A 24,524-nucleotide genomic window follows, 5' to 3' on the forward strand; every position below is an offset into this window, starting at 1 on the left:
TTACGGCTGCTTCGGCAGCCACCACGGCGAAACGGTGAAACGCATACGTCGAGGATAGACGGAATACCGGAACTCGGTTTCGAATCCGTCGTCGCGAGACGAGCGACTGCCGCGACTCAGCGGGGGAGTCGCGGAACCGCGTCGACCAGCGCTCGGGTGTAGGGGTCCTGCGGTGCGTGCAGCACGGATGCGGTGGCGCCCTGTTCGACGACGCGGCCGTTCTGCAGCACCACGGTGCGGTCGCAGGCTGACGCGATCGCGGTGAGGTCGTGCGACACCATCACGAGCGACAGGCCGTTCTCTCGTCGCAGGCGGTCGAGCAGCTCGAGCACCTGCACGCGCGTCGTGACGTCGAGCGCGCTGACCGGCTCATCGGCGAGGAGTACCCGCGGACGGGAGACCACTGCACGCGCGATCGCGATGCGCTGGCGCTGGCCGCCCGAGAACTCGTGAGGGTAGCGGCGGGCGGTGTCGGCGGGAAGGCCGACCGACTCGAGGGATTCGGCGATGCGGCGTTGGGCGTCCGCGCCCGAAGCGAGGCCGAGCGAGCGCAGCGGTTCGCCGATGATCCGGTCGATCCGCTGACGGGGGTCGAGCGACGAGTACGGATCCTGGAACACCGGCTGCACGCTCGCCCGGAAGCGGCGCATCTGCGCACGGTCGCGCAGGTTCAGGGGAGCGCCGTCGAACAGCACCTCTCCCTCGCGCGGTGTCGCGAGTCCGAGCATCAGACGCAGGATCGTCGACTTGCCCGCGCCCGACTCGCCGACGAGGCCGAGCGAGTCCCCCTCGTCGAGGCGCAGCGAGACGTCGTCGAGCACGCGGCGCGACCCGTAGGCGAAGCCCGCACCGCGGAGTTCGAGAAGGCTCATGCGCCGGCCCCCTTCGCGTCGAGGAACGCATCGAGCGCCCGGGCGCTGTCGACCAGCATCCGCGTGTACGACTCCGCCGGGCTCTGCAGCACCTGAGCGACCGCTCCTGCCTCGACGACGAGCCCGTCACGCAGCACGACGATGCGATCGACCATGCGCGACACGACGGCGAGGTCGTGGCTGATGAAGAGCAGCGCCATGCCGCGCTCGGCGACGAGGCGCTCGAGCAGCGAGAGCACCGCATCCTGCACCGTGACATCGAGGGCCGTCGTCGGCTCGTCGGCGATGAGCAGCTGCGGCTTGGCGGCGAGGGCGATCGCGATCGCCACGCGCTGACGCTGACCGCCCGAGAGCTCATGCGGGTAGGCGCGCGCGAACCGCGGCTCCGACAGGCCGACCTCGTCGAGGGCGGCCGCTACGGCAGAGCGCAGCTCGGCACCGCGCAGACCGAGATGCCGACGCAGCGGTTCGGCGACCTGTCGGCCGACCCGCATCAGAGGGTCGAGTGCGGTGAGCGGCTCCTGGAACACGATCTGGGCGACGGGACCCCGGAGCGGGCGGAGGTCGGCATCCCGTGCACCGACGACCTGGTGCCCGTCGAGCAGCACCGACCCGGACGGGGCGAGAGAGTCCGGCAGGAGCCCTGTGACCGCGAGCGAGGTGAGCGACTTGCCCGACCCGGATTCGCCGATGAGTCCCAGGCGCTCGCCGGGCTGCAGCGAGAACGAGACATCGCGCACGAGAGGCCCGGATCCTGAGCGCACAGTGAGACCTGCGACGTCGAGAATGCTCATCGGCTCCTCCTGCGGGTCGGGTCGGCGAGATCGCGCAGGCCGTCGGCGAGGAAGTTGACTCCGAGCACGAGGGCGATGATCGCGATGCCGGGGGCGATCGCGCCGACGGGAGCGGTGAGCACCGTGCCCTGGGCTTCCTGGAGCATCCGACCCCACGAGGCGTTGGGCGGCGGTGCGCCGAGCCCGAGGTACGACAGGCTCGCCTCGGCGAGTACCGCCGCGCCGAACTGCAAGGCGAGGCTGACGGCGAGGGTCGGCGCGATGTTGGGCAGCACGTGCTGGAAGACGATGCCGAGCACACCCGTTCCGCTGGTGCGCGCCGCGGTGATGTACTGCTCCTGCAGCACGCGTCGGGCCAGGATGCGGGTGAGGCGCGCGACGACCGCCGACATCGCAAGGCCGATCGCGAACACCGCCGACCACAGCGATGCTCCCTGCACCGCGACCACGAGCATGGCGAGCAGCAGCACCGGGAAGGCGATCACGACGTCGAGTCCGGCGGAGAGGGTGTCGTCGACCCAGGGGCGCGAGAACGCGGCGATGAGGCCGATGATCGTGCCGAGCACCGCGGCGATCGCCACCGAGCAGATGCCGACGATCAGGGCGATCCGCGCACCCCACATGAGCTGCGAGAGCAGGTCGCGGCCGAGGCGGTCGGTGCCGAGGAGGTGCAGGGCGCTCGGCCCTTCCAAGCGGCTCCCGCTGGTGTCGGCGAGCGGATAGGGAAGCCAGAACAACGACACCAGGGCGATGAGCACGATGACGCCGGTGAGGACGAGGCCTATGAGCAGGGTCGCCTTGGGCCGCCTCCGCACGGGGACGGAGTCGGTGATCAGCTGCTCGGCGACGCGGCTCATCGGTTGCCCGAGACGCTCGTGCGCAGGCGCGGGTCGATCAGGCGCTGCACGATGTCGGCGGCGAACCCGACGAGCAGGACGAAGAGCGTGCTGACGACGAGGACGCCCTGGATCACCTGGAAGTCGTGCTGTTCGATGGCCGACAGCAGCAGGCTGCCGAGTCCGGGAAGAGTGAACACGCTCTCGACGACGACCGCGCCGAGGAGTGTGGTGGACAGCTCGATCCCGAGGATCGCGACGACGGGCACCGAGCCGTTGCGTACGCCGTGACGCAGCAGCGCCTCTGACATTCCCGATCCGCCCGCCCGCGCGGTGCGCAGGTAGTCGCTGCCGATCACGTCGAGAGTGGCGGAGCGCACGTAGCGGCTGAGGGAGGCGCTCATGACGATCACGATCGTGATGATCGGCAGTGCGAGCGAGCGCAGCGCATCCGCCGGATCCTCCCAGTCGTCACGCGGGAACCCGCCGGAGGGCAGCAGACCGAGTCCGAGTGCGAAGACCCAGACGAGCACGACGCCCACCCAGAAGACGGGCACAGCCACGCCCAGTTGCGCGAATCCCGAGAGCGCGATGCCGTACCAGCGGTCGGACTTCACGGCGGCCGTGATGCCGATCACCAGTGAGACGAGCAGGGCGACGGTGAACGCGATGAGCGTGAGCGGAAGGGTCACGGCGAGGCGATCGGCGATGTCGGGTCCGACCGGACGCGAGCTCAGGAAGGACTCACCGAGGTCGAATCGCAGCAGCTGACCGGCCCACGTCGAGAACTGCTGGAGGAGGGGCTGGTCGGAGCCGACCTGTGCGCGGGCAGCGGCGATCTGCTCAGGGGTGGCATTCACCGAGAGCAGCGCATTGGCCGGGTCGCCGGGGAGCAGGCGCAGCAGCACGAAGATCGCGATCATCGCGACGACGAGTGACATCACGAGGAACGCGAGGCGGCGCAGCAGGTAGGCGAGCATGGCTTCTCAGGATGAAAGAGGGGGATGCCGACGCGCGGCATCCCCCTCGCGCGTCAGGACTTGACGATGTCGTAGGCGAAGAACTGCGAGTTCAGGCCGTTGACCGGGTAACCGCTGAGGTCGCTCGAGGCGACCACGATCTGCGGGTACAGGTACAACCATACGCTCGCGGCATCCTCGGCGATCTTCTCGTTGACCTGCTTGAGCAGAGCCGTCTGCTCGTCGGTCGTGGCGGCCTGCTCGGCTTCGGCGACCCACTGCTGCACGTCGGCGTCGTCGTAGCCCCAGTAGAAGTCGGGGTTGCCGTACCAGACCACGTCGCGGTCGTTCACGTGCTCCTGCAGGGTGGCCTCGAAGTCCTGCTCCTTGAACACCTTCGTGTACCACTCGTCGGCGCTGATCGTGTTGATCTCGACCGTGATGCCGACCTCGGCGAGCTGCGACTGCAGGAACTCAGCCACGGCGGGGTGCGGGTCGTAGCTGGGGGTGTCGAGCGTGAACGTGAAGCCGTCGGCGTAACCGGCCTGGGCGAGGAGATCCTTCGAGAGCCCGACGTCGTACGGGTTCACCTTCGTGAGGTCCTCGTACCACGGGTCGGTCGGGGGCACCATCGAGCCGATGAGCGTGCCGTAGTCACCCCAGATGGACTCGAGGAGCTTCTGGGTGTCGATCGCCGAGTAGATCGCCTTGCGTACGAGAGCGTTGTCGAAGGGGGCGACGCGGTCGTTGAACGCGAGCAGCTCCTTCGTGGTCGAGGTTCCCTCGCTCACCACGTAGTCGTCGGAGTCGAACTGCGTCAGCGAGTCGGGGCTCTGGACGCTCGTGATCACGTCGATCTCGCCGGTGGCCAGAGCGTTGTTCTCAGCCGTCGCGTCGGTGAAGTAGGTGTAGACGACCTCGCCGTTCTTGGCGGGCTCGCCCCAGTAGTCATCCCAGCGCTCGAGGGTCAGGGTCGAGCCCTTCTTCCACTCGTCGAGCGTGTAGGGGCCGGTGCCGTCCTCCTTGCCGGTGATGTCGCCGGCCTCGTCGTTGACGATCCAGACGTAGCTGAGGTTGTAGAGGAACGAGATCGACCGCTGCGACAGCGTGAAGACCACGGTCTGGTCGTCGGGCGTCGCGATGTCGGCGATGGTCTTGAAGCTCGACTTGCGCGCCGACACCGAGTCCTCGGCGGTGACGGCCTCGATGCTCGACTTCACGTCGGCGGAGGTCAGCGGGTCTCCCGAGTGGAAGGTCACGTCGTCGCGCAGGGTGATCGTGTAGGTGAGGCCGTCGTCGGACACCTGGGCGTCTTCGGCGAGAAGAGGCTCGACCTCGCCGTCGTCGGTCAGACGGTAGAGGCCCTCGTAGACGTTGCCGGTCAGCGCCTCGGTCACACCCTGGCCGCCACCCTGCGTGTTGCTGAGGTTGGTGGGCTCGTACAGCGACCCGATGAAGATCGTGGCGTCTTCGCTCGCGGCGTCGTCGGTGGCGCCCGACGCGCAGCCGGCCACGAGGGCGAGCGTGGCGACGGCGCCGAGCGCGCCGAGGATGCGGGTTCTTCTCATGAGTACTCCAGGGTGAGAGTGTGCGGCGTCACGCCGCGTAGATGTCGAAGCCGTCGCGGAAGACGACGTTCTTCTCGCCTGCTCGGATAGGCAGGGGGAAGCGGTTGGATGCCGGGGGCAGCGGGCAGTTGTACTGGGCGCTGAACCCGCACGGCGGCACGAATGCCCTGTTGAAATCGAGCACCACGGTGCCCTCGTCATCGCGCAGCTGTACGAACAGGAAGCGCCCGGAGCCGTACGTCTCGGAGCCGTTCGTCTCGTCGCCGAAGACGAGCAGCAGCGTGCCGCCGTCGTCGAATGCGGCGAGGTCGTACTCGCGGCCGTCGAGCTCGAAGCGGATGTCGCCGGGGACGACGAGATCGCGCGTGCCGCCGTTGTCGCGGATGTGCTCGAACGACACCCGGCGGTCGCCGGAGACCGGGGTGAAGTGGCCCTCGAGAACCCACGCGGGGTCGTACTCGTAGGTGTCGATGCGGTCGAAGGCACGGATGGCGGGTGAGTCGGCATCCCAGACGCGCAGCCCGTGCTCGGCCGCGCCCGTCTCGATGTTCGTGCGCTGGATCGGCGTCACGGTCACCGTGTCGGATGCCGCCTGCTGCTCGGCATCCAGATCGGGCAGTTCTCCCGTCCAGCGGGTCTCGATCAGCGCGAGGTTGCCCGTCGCGGACGTGACGGAGGCGCGGCGCTCGGCCTGCCAGTGGGTGTGATCTTCGCGTTCAGACATCACCTTCCATTCTCTTGCATGCAGACGGAGGTGGGGCCGTGGCCGTCACTCGGGGTAATGCCCGCATTCGATGAGCACCGCGTGCCGCAGCCACGATGTGTACCGCTGCTCCGACCAGCCCGACTGGACGACGAGCTGCTGATAGCCCTCGGGGGAGAGGAGGAACGAGATCGCAGCGGCCGCGGCCTGTGGGTCAGGCACGTCGGAGGCGATGCCTCGGCTCGTCAGCTCATCGACGAGCCGGGCGAAATCCGCGCGTCGGTGAGTGAGTATCCCGCGGAGGGCTTCATCGACGACGGGGTCCGACAGCGCGGCGCCCAGGAGGACGGTCCACAGCGCGTGACCGCGAGCATTGGCAGTCGCGATCTGAGTCAGCACGGCGTCGAGGAACCTGTCGTCGGGAAGATCGAGGACTCCTGAACCGACCTCGGTGTCGGTCAGAGTCTCGGCACCCTCGGACCCCGAGAAGGTGACCTCGAACGCGGCGATCAGCAGCTCGGCCTTCGATGCCGACGTCTTCACGGTCTCGGGTGAGACGCCGGCCTCCCGCGCGATCGCCGCGATCGTGGTCGCTTGGTAGCCCCGAGAGGAGAAGAGTCGGGATGCTGCCGCGACTATCCGACTCCGCGTCTCCTGCGCCTGACGGGTGCGCAGTTCGGATCGGTACGAGCGCGGAGCGGTCTCACTCATTGACTTTCCTAACGGTGTGATGAATACTTCGGTGGTACAACCAATCTTAGAGAGAGAACCGTCATGTCGAGCTACCTCATCACCTGCACTCCGGCGCACGGTCACGTCATGCCGCTGCTGCAGATCGCCCGTCACCTGATCGCTCTGGGAAACCAGGTGTCGTTCCTCACGAGCCCGCGCTATGCCGAGCGCGTGCGGCAGGCGGGCGCACGGTTCGTGCCCTTGCCCGCTGACGCGGACATCGACCTCGACGACGCTGACGGTGCATTCCCCGAGCGTGCAGGACTCACCGGACCCGCAGCCATCCGCTTCGACATGAGCAATCTCTTCGTCCGCCCGGGCTCGGCTCAGCTCGCAGCCGTGCTGGCCGAATTCGCCGCGCGGCGCATCGACGCGGTGCTCACCGAGCCGCTGTTCATCGGAGCCGCTCTGCTTCAGAGAATGCCGCGCGAGCAGCGCCCGCCGGTCATCGTGCTCGGCATCTTCCCCCTGGGTGCGCGCAGCCGGGATGCCGCACCCTTCGGGCTCGGCGTGACACCGATGCCCGGCGCTGTCGGGAGAGTGCGCAACGCAGCGCTGCGCCTGATCGCCGAGAAGGTGATCTTCGGCGCGGTGCAGCGTGAGGCCGACGCGGTCGCGCGGCGTGAGGTCGGTCGTCCGATGGGAGGCTTCGTACTCGATTGGGCAGGACGGGCCGATGCATACGTGCAGTTCACCGTGCCGGAGTTCGAGTACCCGCGCTCTGACCTGCCGGGCACGGTGCACTTCGTCGGGCCGTTGCCTGCGCCGGCGTCCGACAGGGAGCTTCCCGAATGGTGGTCGGATCTCGACGAGAGGCGACCGGTGGTGCATGTCACGCAGGGCACGATCGCGAACGCCGACTTCACACAACTGGTGCTTCCGACGATCAGCGCGCTCGCTGAGTCCGAGGCTCTCGTGGTGGTCGCGACGGGAGGTCGCCCGATCTCTGCCCTTCCTCGCGCGCTGCCCGCGAACGTACGGGTGGCGGAGTATCTTCCGTACGACCGGCTTCTGCCACGGATCGATCTGCTCGTCACGAACGGCGGCTATGGCGGGGTTCAGCAGGCACTCGAGAACGGCGTTCCGCTCGTGGTGGCGGGGCAGACGGAGGACAAGGTCGAGGTGTCGGCCCGCGTGGGCTGGTCAGGGGTCGGCCTGAACCTCCGGACGAACTCCCCCACGCCGGAGCAGGTCGGTGCGGCGATCACCCGAGTTCTGGGCGATCCTTCGTATCGCGAGAATGCGCACCGGATCGGGGCCGCGATGCGCGAGACCGACGCGTGGCGCTCCCTCGGGGAGGTCCTCGAATCGGTGCAGGAGGGGTCGTCTCCTGACCGGCGATTCCAGAACGCGGACTGAGCCGCGTCTGGCCGCATGCACGAATGCGTCCTTCAGACGGGCCTTCTGGTCAGCATTTCGTGCATCGTCGCGCCGGATTCGACCGGTTCGGTCGACTCTCTCCGACGCAATGGAATGCAACGTATACCGGTATACCATTACTCGTATACGCGCAGAGTCGTCAGTCCCCAGCTGACCCGCACGTACGGACGGTTCGACCGTCCTGCGGAGGGAGAGTCAGATCTTCTTCTGATCCCGAGGGGGGATGGGGTGGGAACGCTGATCCCCAGTCAGCACCCACCCCCACAACCCACCCTCGGGGATTCCGCTCAGAACGATCTGGACCAGAACCAGAACACGGCGAAGCCGATCAAGACCACGAACGGCAGCCATGGGAAGCTCCGCTTGAGACGTCGTCCCTCGTTCGCCACTCCCGGCGGCGGCGAGAGCAGGCCCGCCGGAGGAGCGAACGGAAGCCGTTCGCTCGCGGACTGCGGTGCGGCCGCCGCGGCGGACGTCGACCCGGCCGGGCTCTCGAGCAGCAGCCGCTCGTCACGCCACCGCTCCCACTGATCGAGCTTCGTGATCAACGCGCCGACGGCACCGAACAGCCACGCCCAGGTGGCCGGGTCGAGGGTCGACACCCTGCGCTGCGTGTAGAGGAACATCCAGTCGTCGACGATCTCGACGTCGAGCTCGGCGGCGTTGTCGATGAACCTGGCCATGATGTCGGGGCTGAACAGATACAGCGCGTCACGCTCGTACCCCTCGGGACAGTAGAGCGTGAAGTACTCGTCGAAGTCGCCCTCGAGCGAGAGTCGTTGCTCCTTCTGGAACGACGCGGGCAGGTTCGACCCGAATCCGTTGTTGCCCTTGGCGTCGAGCACGATATTGGGCAGCGGCACGTCGAGCTTCACCGCGACATAGCCCCAGCGGTAGGTGGTCGAGCTCTTGCCCCGCTTCACCGTGTACTGGTAGTTGCCGAACTCGACGAAGCGGGGCTTCGTGCCCCGCACGAGATCGGTCGACATGCGCGCACTGCCGAGGCTGAAGATCATACCCGGCAGCGAGGGCGAGGCGATCCTGCCTTCGTACGACATGCCGTTCGCCTGAGCGAATCGGCTGAGTCGATAGCGGGTGACTCGCGCCCGGCGCCAGCCGATCACCGCGCCGACGACGAGGATCACGCCGACGCCGCCGAACAGGAGCACGCCGACGCCGGCGAACCCCGAACCGCCGGGGCTCGTCGTCATGCTCCCGATCGTCGCCACGAGGATCGGGACTCCGATCAGGGCCATGATGCCGACGATCACGATGGCGATGATGGTGGATGCGGTCATGCCGGTGCCGCCACGCGCTCGCAGCTCGGCGGCGAACGCGCTGACCGCCTTCGGGTCGACCGGGTCTGTCAGCGGCGCGGCGTCGAACGACGGACCGGGGTTCGGCTGTGGCGTCGTCACCGGTTCACCTCGTCCGCGTCCCAGGTCAGGTCGGCGTTCTCGGGGATCGGGAACGACTCGAGACGCTCGTCGGCGCAGATCGCGGCGATGAGCTCGGCAGACCCCGCGATGATCGTCGAGTCGTAGTCGATCTCGCTCACGAGGGTCCACGCATGGTCGTCCGGCCACAGGATGCTCGGACTCTGCGCCGAGGGCGGGAAGCCGTGCTCCTCGCCCGGGCGGTCGCGCCACGGCACGTCGAGCACCCAGTCGGGACGCGCGAAGTCGCTCACCGCGCCGCGGAAGAGCACGTAATCGCGCCCGGGCAGGCGGAACCGCGGCCCCTCTGAGATCTCGCGCGACAGGATGCCCTCCTGCCAGGTCGGCTTGCGGAATGAGTTGTTCAGAGGGTCGCGGATGCTGCGGTCGAGCATCGCCTGGTGATTCGGGTCATCGCTGAACGTGAGGAAGGCGCGTGACGGGCTGTGCCCCATGTGACCGAGCAAAGGGCCTCGCCCCTCCCAGAGCGCCGCGAAGCCGGCATCCGGAGTCGTGGTGTGGGCGCCGAGGTGAGCGGCGATGATCGCAAGCGTCTCGGGCGCGATCTCTCCCTCGATCGGGCCGGTGAACTCGCGACCGTCGGGGGAGAGGCGCAGGTTCCAGTCGCCGTCGGGCGGAGTGCGCACGATGCGCTGCCACTGGGCGAGCGGGTGCAGCGTGGTGCCGAAGGCGGATGCGGTCTCGGCCCACGTCGCCGGCTCGTCGACGTACTGGTCTCGCAGTCTCAGCTGCTCTGCCTCGGGCATCCGCTCGTACTCCTCGAACGAGGGCACGGGGCGGTCGGGCAGCGATCGCACGATCGCGGGGTGCAGGATGCGGGCGTAGGCGGGGAATCCGTGCGGGACGACTGCGTGCATCGTCGACTTCCAGGGATCGTCGAGCCGCTCGCGCAGCCAGTCGCCGGCCGAGGTGTCAGGCATCCAATGCATGCGACCCACGGTACCTGCGAGGGTTTCGCGTGCTCCCATGGCGCGGCCGAGATGCTCGGCTTCGACCCCGATGAGAGGTCAGACGAAACGGCGCCGATGGTGAGGGCCGCCGCCGTTTCGTCTTGCGAGCCTCACCGGGCGAGCGGCCGGGACAGACGGTTGACGGACGGTTCCGAACCCTGCCGGGACGACCTCCATAATCGGACCATGACGTCCCCCGCATCCATCCCCTCCCTCGACGGCCGCCGGTTCCTGATGGTCTCCTCGACCACCTCCGCCGTCGATCCCGAATCGCCCAGCGAGTTCGTCTACTGCGAGAAGGACGGCGCGATCTGGGGCGACTACTCCGGTGACACCGTCACCTTCGGACGCTTCGTCGGCACGCGCACCGGCGACACGATCTGGGTGTCTTTCGTGCACGTGCTGGTCTCCGACGGCACCGTCGTGACCGGAGACGGCGAGAGCGAGCTCGAGCTGACGGACGACGGACGCATCCGCCTCGTGGAGCACTATGAGATGCACGGTCTGCCGCAGCTCAGCGTCTGCGAAGAGCCCGTCGCCGCCTGAAGCCCGGTGGCGCGTCAGCGCGGCGGAAGAGCGTCACGACCCGGTGTCGCGGGCGTCCAGCGGGTCATGCCCAACGGCGTCGCCAGGTCACGCTCGGGGAGATCGCTCGGCAGCAGATAGGCGCGACGGATCACCTCGTCGAGCACCACGACGCTGACGACCGTGCGCACCTCGGGGAGCTGCGCGATCACCCCCGTCGTGAACTCGTGCACGCCGCTCACGTCGACGGCGCGGATCAGCAGCATGGCGTCGTGCTCGCCGGTCGTGATCGCACACCACTCGATGTCGGGCATCTCGAGCACGCTCTCACGGAACGACGCCCACGCCTGCGGGTGCACGGTGACGAAGACGAGAGCGCCGATCGACAGCCCCGCCTTGGACTGGTCGACCCGAGCGCTGAAGCCCGTGATGACTCCGTCCTGCATCAGCGATTCGACCCGCGTGTAGGCGTTCGCCCTCGAGATGCCGACAGTTTCGGCCAGCGCAGCGATCGAGATGCGACCGTTATCACGGAGCGTCTCGAGGATTCTGTATCCGATGTCGTCCAATGGAGCGGCACTTCGTCCAGCTTGCTTCACTGCTTCGTCGGTCTTCGTGGACACAATGCTCCTCACATGCGAGCTCTCCGGCAGACCGTGATCGTGATCTGCATCATCGCTGGACACATCGTCCCATATGATGCGAATCTGATCACCGGTCGTCCACCCGGTGTCGACCGAACCCGAAGAACTCCTCGCCCTTGGAGGCCCATATGTCGTCACGTCGCAGCACGTCCGTCATCGCGATCGGAGCCGTCGCGCTCTTCGCCCTCGCAGGTTGCTCCGGTGGCAACTCCGCGAACAACGGCGGTGAGTCCTCGGGCTCTGATTCCCTCGTCATCGACACCGCGTTCTCGATCGAGACCGCCGATCCGGGGCACACCTACGACCCGACCGGCAACATGATCGCGAAGGCCCTGTACGAGACCCTCGTGGACTTCGAAGGATCCGACGTCTCGACTCCCGTTCCCGGTCTCGCCTCGTGGGAGCAGAACGACGAGGCGACCGAGTTCACCTTCACGCTCGAGGGTGACCGCGTCTTCTCCGACGGCTCGCCGATCGAGGCCAAGGACGTCGTCTTCACCCTGCAGCGCATCCAGGGAATGGAAGACGCCAAGCCGAACTTCCTTCTCGGTGGCCTCACCATCACCGAGGTCGACGAGAAGACGATCTCGATCACCTCCGAGACCCCGCTGCTGCAGCTGCCCGCGATTCTCGCTAACCCGGCTCTCGGCGTCGTGAACTCCGATGTCGTGATCGAGAACGGCGGCGCGACCGACGGCTCCGACAGCGCGCAGAAGTTCCTCGACGGCACGTCTGCCGGCTCCGGACCGTTCGTGCTCGACACCCTCGACCTCTCGTCGCAGGTCGTGCTGACCAAGAGCGACGAGTACGACGGCGACGAAGAGGCCGCATACGGTCGCGTCGTCGTGCGCAACGTCTCGGAGAGCGCCACCCAGCTCGCGAACCTCAAGGGCGGCGACTCGATGGTCGCGATGGACCTCAACGGCGACCAGGTGTCGGGCCTCGGCGACGGACTGAACGTCGAGTCGGTGCCGTCCGGGCAGACCATCTTCCTTCTGCTCAACCAGTCCGAGGCCGTCGCGGGTGACCTCGCGAACGTCAAGATCGCCGAGGCGATCCGCTACGCCCTCGACTACGACGCGCTGCTCGAGCTCGCGGGTGCCGGTGCCGTCCAGGCGACCGGCGTCATCCCTCCCGGATTCGAGGGCGCCCTCGACAGCGGTGTGGAGCAGGACCTCGAGAAGTCGAAGGCCGCTCTGGCGGAGGCCGGCTACACGGGTCAGACCCTCAAGCTGCAGTTCCCGAACGATTACCCGGTCGGAGGCGTGGAGTTCACCCCGCTCGCCGAGCGCGTGCAGGCTCAGCTCGAGGATGCCGGTATCACCGTCGAACTCGCGCCTGCCCCGTTCGCCACCGAGCTCGACGCCTACGTCAACGGCACCGAGGGCTTCGGCCTGTGGTTCTGGGGTCCGGACTACGCCGACTCCGCGAACTTCCTGCCGTTCGCTCCCGGCCTGAAGGTCGGTCTGCGCGCCGGATGGGCGGCTGAGGCCAACCCCGAGATCGCGGGCATCGCGGCCGGTGCCGCAGCCGCGACCGACGAGGCTCAGCGGAGTGAGGCCTTCACCTCGTTCGCCGAGGCCATGCAGGCCGAGGGCCCGTTCGTGCCGCTGATCGTCCCCGGTCGCAACATCGCCACGGCTGATGCCGTCACCGGCGCCGTGTACAACTCGGTGTGGGAGATGGACATCGCCGAGATCACCCCCGCCGGCTGAGCGGGAGCTGACTCATGACGACGGTGGCCGTGCGACGGCAAGCACAGCGTCGCAGGCCGCCGCTCGTCGGATACCTGCTGCGCCGGATCGGCACGTCGCTGCTCCTGCTCGTGGGGGTCACGATCGTGACCTTCGCTCTGACCAACCTCGTGCCCGGCGACCCCGTGTCGGCGGCGCTGGGTGAGGGGGCATCCCAGAACCCCGCGACGCGCGAGGCGTTCATCAAGGAGCACGGCCTCGATCAGCCGCTGTTCGTGCAGTACTTCATCTACATGGGGAACCTCCTTCGCGGAGACCTCGGCACGTCGCTGGTGACCGGTCGCCCGGTCACCAGCGACCTCGCCACCGCGGTGCCGGCGACGATCGAGATCGCCATCGGCGCCATCATCCTCAGCCTCGCGGTGAGCGTCGTGCTCGGCACGCTCGCCGCCTACCGCCGGGGACTCGTCACCGATCAGGTGATCCGGATCGTGACGCTGATCGGACTGAGCGTGCCGACCTTCTGGCTCGCGCTCGTCAGCTTCTACGTGTTCTTCCTCGAGCTGCGCATCGCGCCCGGATCCGGGCGCATCTCGCCATCGATCACCCCGCCGCCCCGCATCACCGGGCTCTACACGGTCGACTACCTGCTGAACGGCGACGGTGTCGGGTTCGCCGATGCGCTCGCCCACCTGGCGCTCCCGGTGATGGTGCTGTCGCTCGTGACGATCGGCCTCCTGACCCGCTTCATCCGCACGTCTGTGCTCGAGGTGCTCGGCAGTGACTACGTGCGCGCGGCCAGGGCGAAGGGCCTTCCGGCGATGCGCGTGATCCTCGACTACGTGCTCCGCGGAGCATCCCTCCCGATCCTCACCGTCGTCGGCGTCGCCTTCGGATCCCTGCTGTCGGGCACCGTGCTCGTCGAGTCGGTGTTCGCGTGGCCGGGCCTGGGCACCTACGCCTACAACTCGGCGGCGAACCTCGACCTCCCCGGCATCATGGGCGTCGGTCTCGTCGTCGGATTCATCTACCTCCTCATCAACTTCGTCGTCGATCTGCTCTACGGCGTCCTCGACCCGAGAGTGAGGATCGCATGAGCCGCATCGATTCGGCATCCGGCCCCTGGCGGTTCCGGTTCCGCTGGCCGCGTGCCTGGCGCACGCCGCTCGGCGTGATCGGCACCGTGATCGCCGGAGCGTGGATCATCGTCGCCTTCACCGCACAGTGGTGGGTGCCCTACGGCCCCAACGCGCAGGTGCTCCCTCGTCTGCAGGAGCCGGGCATCGACACCCTGCTCGGCACCGACGGCAACGGTCGCGACATCTTCTCGCGCCTGATGACGGGTGCGACCGTGAGCCTCCCGCTCGCGCTCATGCTCGTGATCGCCGCGATGATCATCGGCACCGTGATCGGGGCCGTCGCCGGCTACTTCGGCGGCTGGGTCGACGAGACGCTGATGCGCATCACCGACCTGTTCATGGCGTTCCCGACGGTCATCCTCGCCATGGTCGTGGCGGCCTCCCTCGGCCCGTCGCTGTTCAACGCGGTGATCGCGGCGATCGTCGTCTCGTGGCCGCAGTACTCGCGAGTCACCCGCAGCATCGTGCTCGGCCTCCGCGGACAGAACTATGTGATCGCGGGTCGTCTGCTCGGGCACTCGCCGCTGCGGACGCTGTTCGTCGACATCCTGCCGAACATCGCAGGTCCCGTGCTGGTGCTCGCGACGCTCGACATCGGCGCGGCGATCCTGCTGCTCTCGGGCCTCTCGTTCCTGGGTCTCGGTGCGCAGCCCCCGACCGCTGAGTGGGGATCCATGATCTCTGCGGCGATGCAGAACTTCGACGCCTGGTGGCTCGGGGTCTTCCCAGGGCTCGCGATCCTGACCGTGGTGCTCGCCTTCAACTTCCTGGGTGACGCGATGCGCGACATCCTCGACCCGAGGGCCGAGGTCACGCACGAGAAGCAGGCCGACCACGCGGCCTCGGCGAAGGGGGTGGCAGCATGACCGCCTCCGTCTCGACGAGTGCTCCGGCTTCCACGAGTGCTCTGAGCATCCGCGATCTGACGATCGACATCGGGCGACCTCTCGTTCACGGCATCTCGCTCGATCTCGAGGCAGGTCGCATCCACGGCCTCGCCGGAGAATCCGGATCGGGAAAGACGCTCACCTCGCTCGCCGTGCTCGGACTCCTGCCCCGACAGGCGCGCACCGGCGGATCGATCACGCTCGCGGGGGAGGAGCTGGTCGGCATGCGTCGCCGGGCCCTCAACCGCATCCGAGGCAAGCGCATCGCGATGATCTTCCAGGACCCCTCGGCATCGCTGCACCCGCAGCTGCCTATCGGCCGCCAGCTCACCGACCACATGCGCGTGCACCTCGGCCTGCGAGGAGAGGCGGCGAAGGCCAGGGCGATCGAACTCCTCGAGACGGTGCAGGTGCCGAATCCGGATGCTGCGCTCAAGCGCTATCCGCACCAGTTCTCCGGCGGTCAGCGACAGCGCATCGCGATCGCGTGCGCCCTCGCGTGCGACCCCGAGGTGCTGCTGGCCGACGAGCCGACCACCGCGCTCGACGTCACCGTGCAGGCCGGCATCCTGCGGCTGCTGCGCGACCTCGCGACCGAGCGCAACCTCGCCGTGCTGCTCGTCACGCACGACCTGGGAGTCATGAGCGCGATCGCCGACGAGGTCGCCGTGATGAAGAACGGGCAGATCGTCGAGCGGGCCGACCGCGAGACCCTGTTCCGCTCGCCGCAGCACGAGTACACCCGCACGCTGCTCGCCGCTCTGCCGGGATCGAAGCTCGAGATCGCGGCTGCCGATGTCGCAGTCGTCGATCCCGTGTCGGATGCTGAGCTGTCGGATGCTGCGGAGGAGGCCCGAGATGAGTGAAGTCGCCGTCCTCGATGCGAGGGACGTGATTGTCCGCTACCCCGGGAGCCCGCCGGTCGTGGCCGTCGACGGGGTCTCGTTGACCGTCGCACCGGGTGAGACCGTGGCGCTGGTCGGAGAATCCGGCAGTGGCAAGTCGAGCCTCGCCCGCGCGGTCGTCGGCATCGAGAAGCTCGCCGGGGGCGAGGTGCGCTTCCGCGATGCACCCGTCACGCCGCTCGGCATCCGCCGTCGGAACGTGGCGCTCACCGGCATCCAGATGGTGTTCCAGGATCCGTCGACGTCGCTGAACCCGCGCCGTCGGGTGGGCGACCAGATCGCCGACGGCATCGCCACGGCGCGTGCTCGCGGCGCCGAGGGCTCGACCGTCGCCGAGTGGCTCGAGCGGGTCGGGCTGCCGACCGAGGTCGCCACACGGTTCCCGCATCAGTTCTCGGGCGGACAGAAGCAGCGCCTCGCGATCGCGCGGGCGCTCGCCGCTCGACCGTCGCTGCTCGTCGCCGACGAGCCGATCTCGGCCCTGGATGCGTCGACCCAGACCAGCGTCGCCGGTCTCATGCGCGACCTCGTCGCCGAATCCGGTGCGGGGATGCTGTTCATCTCGCACGACCTCGCTGTGGTCCGCCGCATCGCAGACCGCACCTTCGTGATGTTCGCCGGTCGGGTGCTCGAAGCGGGCGCCACCGACCGCGTGTGGTCTGCGCCGCAGCATCCGTACACCCAGGCGCTGCTCGCCGCGATCCCCGAGCCCGACGGTGCAGGGCGCATCCCGATCGCGCCGTCGACGAACGAGCGCACCGTGTGGTCGGAGATCGCCCCCGTCATCGACTGAGCCGCGCCCTTTCGTTCGCTCGTTCGGGCGGTCGCCCGGGCGGTCGGTCTCTCGCGCGCGCGCCCTTTCGTTCGCTCGTTCGGGAGGAGAACTGCGCCAGGGGAGGGTGCCGGTGGCTCAAAGCTCCTCCCGAGAGCGGGTTCTCCTCCCGAGCGTTCGCCGAGTCTGAGGCGTTACCCGCGTCGTACAGTGGCCCCATGACTGAGGACCGAGAAAACCTGTTGGCCCGCCGCGAGATAGTCGCCGCCTACGTCAAGGTTCTCGAGAGGCCGGAGGAACTCCTGCGGGTCTGCCGGGATGCGCCGGGAGACACCGCGGCGGCGGTCTCGGCCGTGGCGGAGGAATTCGAGGTCAGCGACATAGCGGCCCAGGCGATCCTCGACCTGCAGGTGAGGCGCTTCACCCCGGAATCGTTCGTCCAGATCCGAGCCGAACTCGCCGATGTCGAGCGGCGTCTCGCAGACGCATCCGTCTGACGCTGAAGCTCCGCTGGGCCCGTTGACCACCTCCTCGGGAGGAGGACTGCGCCAGGGGAGGATGCCTGTGGCTCATCGCTCCTCCCGAGGGAGAGTTCTCCTCCCGAGGGAGAGTTCTCCTCCCGTGGGCGCGCCGGTGACCCTCGCGCCCGGCAAGCCTTTCAGCGCGGGATGAGGCTGTACGGCACCTCGTGGTGGGCGCCGGACGAAGCCGCGGGATCGCCGAGGATGTCGAGGATCGTCGCGGCCGCCTTCTCGACGCCGTGGTCGACCGTCGAGAACGTCGGGATATGGAACCCGCCTTCCTCGATGTCGTCGAACCCCATGACCTGCACCTGGTCAGGCACGGCGATGCCGCGGCTTCCGAGCGTGTACAGCGCCCCGAGCGCGAGGCTGTCGCTGAAGCAGAACAGCGCGTCGAACCCGACGCCGCTCTCGATGAGGCGCTCGACTGCGGTCGATCCCTCTGCCCGGTTGAACTGCTCGACGGTGGCGTAGAGCGACGGGTCGGGCTCGATGCCTGCCTCGGCGAGGGCTCGGAGGTATCCCTCGAAGCGCAGTCGTGACGTGGCTGTGGGCCCCGAATGCTGCACGCCGACGGCGGCGATCCGTCGCCTGCCGCTTGCGAGCAGGTACGACGTCGCGGCGGCGGCGGCCGACACGTTGTCGATGCCGACGTGGTGCGCGCTCGGCCCCACGAGTGACTCCGCCTGCTCGCCGATCAGCACGAGTGGCGGCGTGGAATGGCGGTCGGCGAGATCGGATGCAGTCAGCGCGAGCGGGCTCATGACGATCCCATCGAGGGCGGGGAGTCCTTCGCCGGCCATCATCGCCAACTCAGCCTCGCGGCCACCCCCGGTCTGCGCGATCAGGACCGTGAGGGAGCGCGTCTGCGCCGTGCTGACGAACTGCGACGCGAACTCGGCGAAGTACGGTTCGCGAAGGTCGGGGAGTACGAGCGCGATGAGCCCGCTCCGTCCGTTGCGCAACTGCCGTGCGGCGAGGTTCGGCCGGTAGCCGAGCTCGTCGATCGCACTCAGGATGCGCTGTCGCACCTCGTCACCCACCCACCCGGTGCCGTTCACGACGTTCGAGACCGATTTGGCGCTCACCCCGACACGGGCGGCGACGTCGGCGAGCGTGACGCGGGCCATCGAGGCTCCCTTCCCTCCGGTCGAGCGACCGCGATCGATGCGCGAGCCGTTCGATCCGACTCTAGTGGTTGACGTTAGTTCAACGTGGAACTACTCTGTAGTTCAACGTGGAACGGAATGCGCTTTCCGTCCCGTGTCCTTCGAAGACGGAGGGCCTGTTCGATGACGAGAGGCCGGCGGGAGCCGACCGGAAGAGGGAGCCGTTCACGTGGCACTGCGAGACGCCGATCGAGGAATCGACACCGTGAGGGCGAGCCTGCTGGAGACGGCCCGGCCGCGCCCGCAGCTGGTGCGGGAGTCGTTCGTCGACCTCGACGGAGAATGGGGGTTCGCCCACGACGACTCAGATCTCGGGCTCAGCGAGGGGTGGCACGACGGGCGTGAGCTGCCCGACCGCATCCGCGTTCCCTTCCCGCCAGAGTCGCCCGCTTCGGGGATCGGCGCGACCGGCTTCCACCCCGTCGTCTGGTATCGACGCGCGCTGACCTCGAGCGAACTCGACACGGCAGGGCACGCGACAGGGCGACGCGCCGTTGTGCACTTCGGGGCCGTCGACTACCGCGCCACCGTGTGGGTAGACGGCCAGGTCGTGGGCACCCACGAGGGAGGTCACACGCCGTTCGCCTTCGACATCACGGATGCGCTCGACGGGTCACTCGACCAGCATGTGATCGTCGTCCGCGCGGAGGACGACCCGCATGACATCGCCCAGCCCCGAGGCAAGCAGGACTGGCATGAGAACCCGCACGCGATCTGGTACCACCGCACGACCGGCATCTGGCAGACCGTGTGGCTCGAGTCGGTGGCGCCGCAGCATGTGACGGCGCTCAACTGGACGAGCGACCTGACCGCCGGCACAGTGACGGTCGAGGTCTCGCTCCGCCACCGGGCCGACAGCGTCGTGCACGTGCGGATCGCGCACGACGGTGAGACTCTCGCATCCGCCAGTGTGCACGCGGGCGACACCATGACGACCCTGACCTTCCCGGTCGCCGGCCAAGCGAACGGCCAGCACTACGAGCATCTGCTCTGGCGTCCCGAGAAGCCGGTGCTGCTCGACGCCTGGGTGCGGGTGGAGACGGACGGAGCGGAGACGGATACCGTCGCGAGCTACCTCGGACTGCGCTCGATCGACTGGGCGAAGGGTGCGTTGCTGCTCAATGACCGACCCGTCACGCTGCGCTCCGTGCTCAGTCAGGGCTACTGGCCGGAGACCCACCTCGCCGCGCCCTCAGCCGATGCGCTGCGTCGTGAGGCCGAGCTGATCGCCGAACTCGGATTCAACTCGGTGCGCGTGCATCAGAAGATCGAGGACGACCGCTTCCTCTACTGGGCCGACCGGCTCGGCCTGCTCGTCTGGGGCGAGATGCCGGCGACGTACACCTTCAGCGCGGAGGCTGTTCGGCGGACGACCGCCGAGTGGACGGAAGCGGTCATGCGCGACCGTGCCCATCCGAGCATCATCACCTGGGTGCCGCTCAACGAGAGCTGGGGTGTGCAGCACATCGCATCGCGTGCGGATCAGCGGGCCTTCGCCGAGGGGCTGTATCACCTCACGAAAGCACTGGACCCCACGAGGCCCGTGATCTCGAACGACGGCTGGGAGCTCGGCACATCCGACCTCTGGACGATGCACGACTACGAGTGGGACGGCCAGGTGCTGGCCGATCGCTACGACACCGACGAGTCGGTGCTGCGTGAGTACATCGGCGGGATCGGTCCGGCAGGCCGGCGCATCCGGCTCGCGGGCGCAGAGGACACCGGTCAGCCGATCATGCTCACCGAGTTCGGGGGCGTGAAATGGGCGGTGGATGCCAGCCCGAGCGACTCATGGGGGTACTCCGAAGCATCCGGTGCCGAGGACTTCACGCGCATGCTCGCCGAGATCCTCGGTGCCGCGCAGTCGGGGACCCGAGGATTCCGAGGGCGACCCGGGGGCCTTGCGGGCTGGTGCTGGACCCAGCTCACCGACACCATGCAGGAACGCAACGGCCTGCTCACCGAGGCCAGGGAGCCCAAGCTCCCGTTCGAGACCCTCCGTGCCTTGATCAGGGGCACGTCGACCGACTGACTTTCACCACCGACCGCGGCCGCACCACGCTGCCGTGCACCACCACCGGGCCCAGGCCCACTCAATGAGGAGATCCACATGTCGAAGAGGTTGCCCGCTCTGATCGCCGCCGTCGGCGTCACCACCCTGGTGCTCGCCGGATGCAGCGGAGGTTCGAACGATGCCCCGACGGAGGTGACGTTCGACGAAGACACGGCCGCAGAGATCAGCTTCTCGTGGTGGGGCAACGAAGACCGCGCCGATCGCTTCGAGCAGGTCGTGGCGCTGTTCAACGAGGACTATCCGAACGTCGAGGTGGTGCGTAACTTCAACGCCTGGGGTGACTACTGGACCGCCCGCAACACCGAAGCCGCGGGAAAGTCTCTTCCGGATGTCGTGATGATGGATGCCGGATACCTCGGCGAGTATGCGAGCAAGGACCTCCTCGCCGACCTGACGCCGTACCGCGACACGCTGCTGCCCCTCGACGGGATCAACGATCAGGTCCTCGGGTCCGGGACCGTCGACGATCAGCTCGTCGGCGTTCCGCTGGGCACGAACGCCTGGTCGATGATGTACAACAAGGACCTCCTCGACTCGTTCGGCATCGACTACCCGACCGACGACATGACCTGGGATGAGCTGAACGACTTCATCCTCGAGGTCAATGAGGCCGGCGGCGCATCGGATCCGCGCATCTACGGTGCGGAGGACTACACGGGCGGCCTTCCGAACTTCATCTACCACCTGATGCAGGAAGGCAACCCGGTCTTCGAGGAGGACGGCACCGCCTCATTCGACGAGAAGGACGTGATCTCTTACCTCGACAGCGCGGCCGACCTGCGCGACGACGGCGACTTCTACCCGGTCGAGCGCAGTGTGGCACTGTCGCCGAGCGGTGGATTCCTCGCGGGGGAGACCGCGATCTGGTTCAACTTCTCGACGACGGTGCTGCAGGGCATGACGGATGCCGGCACTGAGAACATCGGCATGATCCAGCCGCCGCTCGAGAAGGGCGAAGACGCTCACGTGCTCGCTCCCAAGCCCAGCATGCTCCTCAGCGTCGCGAAGAACTCGGACCAGCAGCAGGCGGCGGCGGCGTTCGTCAACTTCCTCACCACGTCTCCCGAGGTCGCCCAGATCTTCGGAACCTCGCTCGGCACACCGCCCACCGAGGAGGGTCGCGCGGCGATCGACCAGACGCCCGCCGACACCGTGAACCTCGACTACCTCGCCTCGGTCGACGACGAGCTCACGGCGAGCTACCCGATCCTGCCTGCGGGCTACGGCACCATCGAGGCCAAGTGGGGCGAGCTGCACGAACAGCTGCGCTACGGCGACATCACCACGGAGCAGTTCGCCCAGGAGCTGTTCACCGAGATGTCGCTGGTTCTCGGATCCTGACCGTCTCGCACGAACCTGCCGCACGGCCCAGGCGCCTGGCTGCAGGAGAAAGGATGACCCCATGACTGCTCCTGCAGCCACCGCCGCTCCGACGCGACCGGCCAGACCGCGCCCGAACCTGCGCGCTCGCCGTGAGACGAGAGCCGGCTATCTGTTCCTGAGCCCCTGGCTGATCGGCTTCTTCGCACTGACGGCGGGGCCGATGGTCGCCTCGCTGTTCCTGTCGTTCACCGATTACAACCTGTTCAACGACCCGGAGTTCATCGGCGTCGACAACTACACGCGGATGTTCTCCGACCCCAACTTCCTGCAGGCCGTGAAGGTCACCGGGATCTACGTCCTGGTCGGCACTCCCTTGAAGCTGGTTGCCGCGCTCGCCGTCGCGATGCTTCTCAACGTGCCCCGGCGTGGTCAGGGGTTCTACCGTTCTGCCTTCTACCTTCCGTCGCTGATCGGCGGCAGCGTGTCGATCGCGATCGTGTGGAAGGCGATGTTCATCGACAATGGCATCGTCGCGCAGATCGGATCGTTCTTCGGCGGCCCCCCGGCATCCGAGGGCGGCTGGGTCGGGGACCCCGCACGTACCCTGCCCCTGCTGATCCTGTTGACGGTGTGGCAGTTCGGGGCGCCGATGGTGATTTTCCTCGCAGGTCTCAAGCAGGTGCCGCCGGAACTCTACGAAGCGGCGTCGGTCGATGGCGCAGGACCCGTGCGTCGGTTCTTCTCGATCACGATCCCGATGCTGTCGCCCGTGCTGTTCTTCAACTTGCTGCTGGAGACGATCCACGCCTTCCAGGTGTTCAACTCGGCGTACATCATCTCCAACGGCAGCGGAGGGCCTGCCGGATCGACGCTGTTCTACACGCTGTACCTCTACCTTCGCGGCTTCCGTGACTTCCAGATGGGCTACGCCTCGGCCATGGCCTGGGTGCTCGTCGTCGTCGTCGGCCTCGTCACGGTGATGCTGTTCCGCAGCTCGAAGGCCTGGGTGCACTACGCGGGAGACGAACGATGAGCAAGGTACTCACACACACCGAGGTCCTAACGACCGATCGCACCACGGGGCGGATGCTGCGAGAGGCGACCACCCGCCGGTGGCAGAACCGGGCGAAGTCCACGGTCTTCCACGTACTGACCCTCGCGGTGCTCGTCGTCATCCTGTACCCGGCGGCGTGGATGGTGATGTCGTCGTTCAAGCCAGGCAACGAGATCATCGGCTCGGTCAGCCTCATTCCCGAGAGCTTCTCGTTCGACAACTACCTCAAGGCGCTGCAGGGCATCGGCGGTGTCTCGTTCTGGACGTTCGTGGTGAACTCGCTGATCCTCGCGCTGGCATCGGTGATCGGCATCGTGCTGTCGTGCTCGATCACGGCGTACGCGTTCGCCCGCATCCGGTTCCGAGGCAGTCGGCTGTTCTTCCTGTGCATGATCGCTACGATGCTGCTGCCGTTCCACGTGGTGATCATCCCGCAGTACATCGTGTTCAACCAGCTCGACATGATCAACACGTACTGGCCGCTGCTGCTGGGCAAGTTCCTCGCTGCCGACGCGTTCTTCGTGTTCCTGATGATCCAGTTCATCCGCGGGCTGCCGCGCGACCTCGATGAGGCGGCCCGCATCGACGGCGCGGGTCACGTGCGCACGTTCGGGTACGTGATCCTGCCGCTCATGAAGCCGGCACTCGTGACGAGCTCGATCTTCGCGTTCATCTGGTCGTGGAACGACTTCTTCGGGCCACTGCTCTACCTGAAGGACCCCGGGATGTACACGATGCCGCTGGCGCTGCGCCTGTATGTCGATCAGACCTCGACGAGCGACTACGGCGCTCAGATGGCGATGGCGATCCTGGCACTGCTGCCCGTCGTCGTGTTCTTCCTCGCGTTCCAGCGCTACCTGGTTTCAGGGGTCGCGACCGAAGGCCTCAAGGGATGAGTCCGGCGAAGGGCGCGCGCGGGCGAGGCGATGAGCGTCGCTTCGGAGGAGCGGGGGTCTCGGCGTTCGGCGAGATGCTCGTCGCGGGGCTCGGTGTCGCCGTGCTCGCGCTGCCCCTCGTCACCCTGGCTCCGGCGGTCGCTGCCGGCGTCAGACATCTCGACGCGCACCTCGATCACGAGCAGGACTCGGTCAGACGGCTGGCGTCGCTGGGGCTGCAGGCGATCCGGTCGGGATGGTGGTTCGGCCTTGCATCCACCGTCGTGATGGGACTCCTCATGCTCAACACGATCGGCGGGATGCAGGGCCTGCTGCCAGGGGGCACGGTGCTCGCCCTCGTGAGCGGGGCGCTCGCCGCGGTGGTCGCGGTGGCCACGCTGCGAACGGCCGCTCTGTGGCACCCGGGCGCCCGCTGGTCGCAGCTGTGGCGGGCGGGCCGGAACCTGGTGCTCGATGACCCGATCGGTGATGCCTTCGTGCTGATCGGCGTCGGCGTCGCGATCACAGTCGTGTGGATGCTCCCGCCTCTCATCGTCATCGCGCCGGGGCTGATCGTCGTCTCCCTGGTCGCGGCAGAGCGTCGTCGGATGCCCGCGCAGGCATCCGGCTGACGGCATCCGCGTCGGGAGGAGCCCTCCCTCCGGCGAGAGCATGCTGTGCGGGCGTGCTG

General features: G+C 67.7%; 24 protein-coding genes. 13 read left to right on the plus strand and 11 right to left on the minus strand.

Annotated elements, in window-relative coordinates; all coding sequences use genetic code 11:
• Window positions 1–116 precede the first annotated feature (116 nt).
• Genes ACQ4LY_RS05360 through ACQ4LY_RS05390 form a run of 7 tightly spaced genes read right to left on the minus strand, consistent with a single transcriptional unit; the run spans window position 117 to window position 6,443 of the window.
• A complete protein-coding gene (locus ACQ4LY_RS05360; protein WP_431074988.1) occupies window positions 117–872 on the minus strand; it encodes an ABC transporter ATP-binding protein in 756 nt (251 codons plus the stop codon).
• A complete protein-coding gene (locus tag ACQ4LY_RS05365) occupies window positions 869–1,666 on the minus strand; it encodes an ATP-binding cassette domain-containing protein (RefSeq protein WP_431074989.1) in 798 nt (265 codons plus the stop codon). Before ACQ4LY_RS05365 ends, ACQ4LY_RS05360 begins: the two co-directional genes overlap by 4 nt.
• Window positions 1,663–2,523, minus strand: coding sequence for an ABC transporter permease (locus ACQ4LY_RS05370; protein WP_431074991.1), 861 nt, complete (start codon window positions 2,521–2,523; stop codon window positions 1,663–1,665). The genes ACQ4LY_RS05365 and ACQ4LY_RS05370 overlap by 4 nt, the downstream gene beginning before the upstream one ends.
• A complete protein-coding gene (locus ACQ4LY_RS05375; protein WP_431074992.1) occupies window positions 2,520–3,482 on the minus strand; it encodes an ABC transporter permease in 963 nt (320 codons plus the stop codon). Before ACQ4LY_RS05375 ends, ACQ4LY_RS05370 begins: the two co-directional genes overlap by 4 nt.
• Before the next feature lie 53 nt (window positions 3,483–3,535).
• Window positions 3,536–5,029, minus strand: a complete 1,494-nt coding sequence (locus tag ACQ4LY_RS05380; protein WP_431074993.1) for an ABC transporter substrate-binding protein — start codon at window positions 5,027–5,029, stop codon at window positions 3,536–3,538.
• 28 nt (window positions 5,030–5,057) lie between these two features.
• Window positions 5,058–5,753, minus strand: coding sequence for a DUF1684 domain-containing protein (locus ACQ4LY_RS05385; RefSeq protein ID WP_431074994.1), 696 nt, complete (start codon window positions 5,751–5,753; stop codon window positions 5,058–5,060).
• Between the two features lie 45 nt (window positions 5,754–5,798).
• Window positions 5,799–6,443 (minus strand): TetR/AcrR family transcriptional regulator, encoded by a 645-nt coding sequence (locus tag ACQ4LY_RS05390; protein ID WP_431074995.1) that lies wholly within the window; start codon window positions 6,441–6,443, stop codon window positions 5,799–5,801.
• Between the two features lie 63 nt (window positions 6,444–6,506).
• Between ACQ4LY_RS05390 and ACQ4LY_RS05395 the strand changes: the two genes are divergently transcribed.
• Window positions 6,507–7,823, plus strand: a complete 1,317-nt coding sequence (locus ACQ4LY_RS05395) for a glycosyltransferase (protein WP_431074996.1) — start codon at window positions 6,507–6,509, stop codon at window positions 7,821–7,823.
• A 308-nt stretch (window positions 7,824–8,131) separates the two neighbouring features.
• Here the strand turns inward: ACQ4LY_RS05395 and ACQ4LY_RS05400 are convergent, their stop codons facing one another.
• A complete protein-coding gene (locus ACQ4LY_RS05400) occupies window positions 8,132–9,262 on the minus strand; it encodes a hypothetical protein (RefSeq protein ID WP_431074997.1) in 1,131 nt (376 codons plus the stop codon).
• Window positions 9,259–10,221, minus strand: a complete 963-nt coding sequence (locus ACQ4LY_RS05405) for a hypothetical protein (protein WP_431074998.1) — start codon at window positions 10,219–10,221, stop codon at window positions 9,259–9,261. The genes ACQ4LY_RS05400 and ACQ4LY_RS05405 overlap by 4 nt, the downstream gene beginning before the upstream one ends.
• Window positions 10,222–10,437: 216 nt before the next feature.
• On the opposite strand from ACQ4LY_RS05405, the gene ACQ4LY_RS05410 reads away from it, so the two are divergent.
• The gene (locus tag ACQ4LY_RS05410) at window positions 10,438–10,797 is read left to right on the plus strand and encodes a hypothetical protein (protein WP_431074999.1); all 360 of its coding nucleotides are present in this window, start codon (window positions 10,438–10,440) and stop codon (window positions 10,795–10,797) included.
• A 14-nt stretch (window positions 10,798–10,811) separates the two neighbouring features.
• On the opposite strand, the gene ACQ4LY_RS05415 is transcribed toward ACQ4LY_RS05410, so the two are convergent.
• Window positions 10,812–11,399, minus strand: coding sequence for an Lrp/AsnC family transcriptional regulator (locus ACQ4LY_RS05415; protein WP_431075000.1), 588 nt, complete (start codon window positions 11,397–11,399; stop codon window positions 10,812–10,814).
• Window positions 11,400–11,548: 149 nt separating this feature from the next.
• Here ACQ4LY_RS05415 and ACQ4LY_RS05420 point away from each other — a divergent pair, with 149 nt between their 5' ends.
• The 6 genes from ACQ4LY_RS05420 to ACQ4LY_RS05445 all read left to right on the plus strand — a co-directional run bounded on the left by ACQ4LY_RS05420 (window position 11,549) and on the right by ACQ4LY_RS05445 (window position 17,314).
• A complete protein-coding gene (locus ACQ4LY_RS05420) occupies window positions 11,549–13,135 on the plus strand; it encodes an ABC transporter substrate-binding protein (RefSeq protein WP_431075001.1) in 1,587 nt (528 codons plus the stop codon).
• A 14-nt stretch (window positions 13,136–13,149) separates the two neighbouring features.
• Window positions 13,150–14,211 (plus strand): ABC transporter permease, encoded by a 1,062-nt coding sequence (locus ACQ4LY_RS05425; protein ID WP_431075002.1) that lies wholly within the window; start codon window positions 13,150–13,152, stop codon window positions 14,209–14,211.
• On the plus strand, window positions 14,208–15,119 hold the full coding sequence (locus ACQ4LY_RS05430; RefSeq protein ID WP_431075003.1) for an ABC transporter permease: 912 nt from the start codon (window positions 14,208–14,210) through the stop codon (window positions 15,117–15,119). The genes ACQ4LY_RS05425 and ACQ4LY_RS05430 overlap by 4 nt, the downstream gene beginning before the upstream one ends.
• Window positions 15,116–16,006 carry an ABC transporter ATP-binding protein gene (locus ACQ4LY_RS05435; RefSeq protein ID WP_431075004.1) on the plus strand — a complete coding sequence of 297 codons (891 nt, stop codon included), beginning with the start codon at window positions 15,116–15,118 and terminating at the stop codon, window positions 16,004–16,006. The genes ACQ4LY_RS05430 and ACQ4LY_RS05435 overlap by 4 nt, the downstream gene beginning before the upstream one ends.
• Entirely contained in the window at window positions 15,999–16,838 is an 840-nt protein-coding gene (locus ACQ4LY_RS05440; protein ID WP_431075005.1) for an ABC transporter ATP-binding protein, read from the plus strand. The genes ACQ4LY_RS05435 and ACQ4LY_RS05440 overlap by 8 nt, the downstream gene beginning before the upstream one ends.
• A 197-nt stretch (window positions 16,839–17,035) precedes the next feature.
• Complete coding sequence (locus ACQ4LY_RS05445) at window positions 17,036–17,314, plus strand: hypothetical protein (protein WP_431075006.1); 279 nt, start codon at window positions 17,036–17,038, stop codon at window positions 17,312–17,314.
• A 161-nt stretch (window positions 17,315–17,475) separates the two neighbouring features.
• Here the strand turns inward: ACQ4LY_RS05445 and ACQ4LY_RS05450 are convergent, their stop codons facing one another.
• A complete protein-coding gene (locus tag ACQ4LY_RS05450; RefSeq protein WP_431075007.1) occupies window positions 17,476–18,468 on the minus strand; it encodes a LacI family DNA-binding transcriptional regulator in 993 nt (330 codons plus the stop codon).
• 208 nt (window positions 18,469–18,676) lie between these two features.
• Between ACQ4LY_RS05450 and ACQ4LY_RS05455 the strand changes: the two genes are divergently transcribed.
• The 5 genes from ACQ4LY_RS05455 to ACQ4LY_RS05475 all read left to right on the plus strand — a co-directional run bounded on the left by ACQ4LY_RS05455 (window position 18,677) and on the right by ACQ4LY_RS05475 (window position 24,465).
• Window positions 18,677–20,539 (plus strand): glycoside hydrolase family 2 protein, encoded by a 1,863-nt coding sequence (locus tag ACQ4LY_RS05455; protein ID WP_431075008.1) that lies wholly within the window; start codon window positions 18,677–18,679, stop codon window positions 20,537–20,539.
• Between the two features lie 78 nt (window positions 20,540–20,617).
• The gene (locus tag ACQ4LY_RS05460) at window positions 20,618–21,922 is read left to right on the plus strand and encodes an ABC transporter substrate-binding protein (RefSeq protein WP_431075009.1); all 1,305 of its coding nucleotides are present in this window, start codon (window positions 20,618–20,620) and stop codon (window positions 21,920–21,922) included.
• A gap of 61 nt (window positions 21,923–21,983) precedes the next feature.
• The gene (locus ACQ4LY_RS05465) at window positions 21,984–22,937 is read left to right on the plus strand and encodes a carbohydrate ABC transporter permease (RefSeq protein WP_431075011.1); all 954 of its coding nucleotides are present in this window, start codon (window positions 21,984–21,986) and stop codon (window positions 22,935–22,937) included.
• Window positions 22,938–22,990: 53 nt separating this feature from the next.
• Window positions 22,991–23,854 carry a carbohydrate ABC transporter permease gene (locus tag ACQ4LY_RS05470; RefSeq protein WP_431075752.1) on the plus strand — a complete coding sequence of 288 codons (864 nt, stop codon included), beginning with the start codon at window positions 22,991–22,993 and terminating at the stop codon, window positions 23,852–23,854.
• A complete protein-coding gene (locus ACQ4LY_RS05475) occupies window positions 23,851–24,465 on the plus strand; it encodes a hypothetical protein (protein WP_431075012.1) in 615 nt (204 codons plus the stop codon). Before ACQ4LY_RS05470 ends, ACQ4LY_RS05475 begins: the two co-directional genes overlap by 4 nt.
• The last annotated feature ends 59 nt before the right edge of the window (window positions 24,466–24,524 follow it).

The organism is Microbacterium phyllosphaerae (genome assembly GCF_050628115.1).
GTDB classification, from domain to species: Bacteria; Actinomycetota; Actinomycetes; order Actinomycetales; family Microbacteriaceae; genus Microbacterium; species Microbacterium phyllosphaerae_A.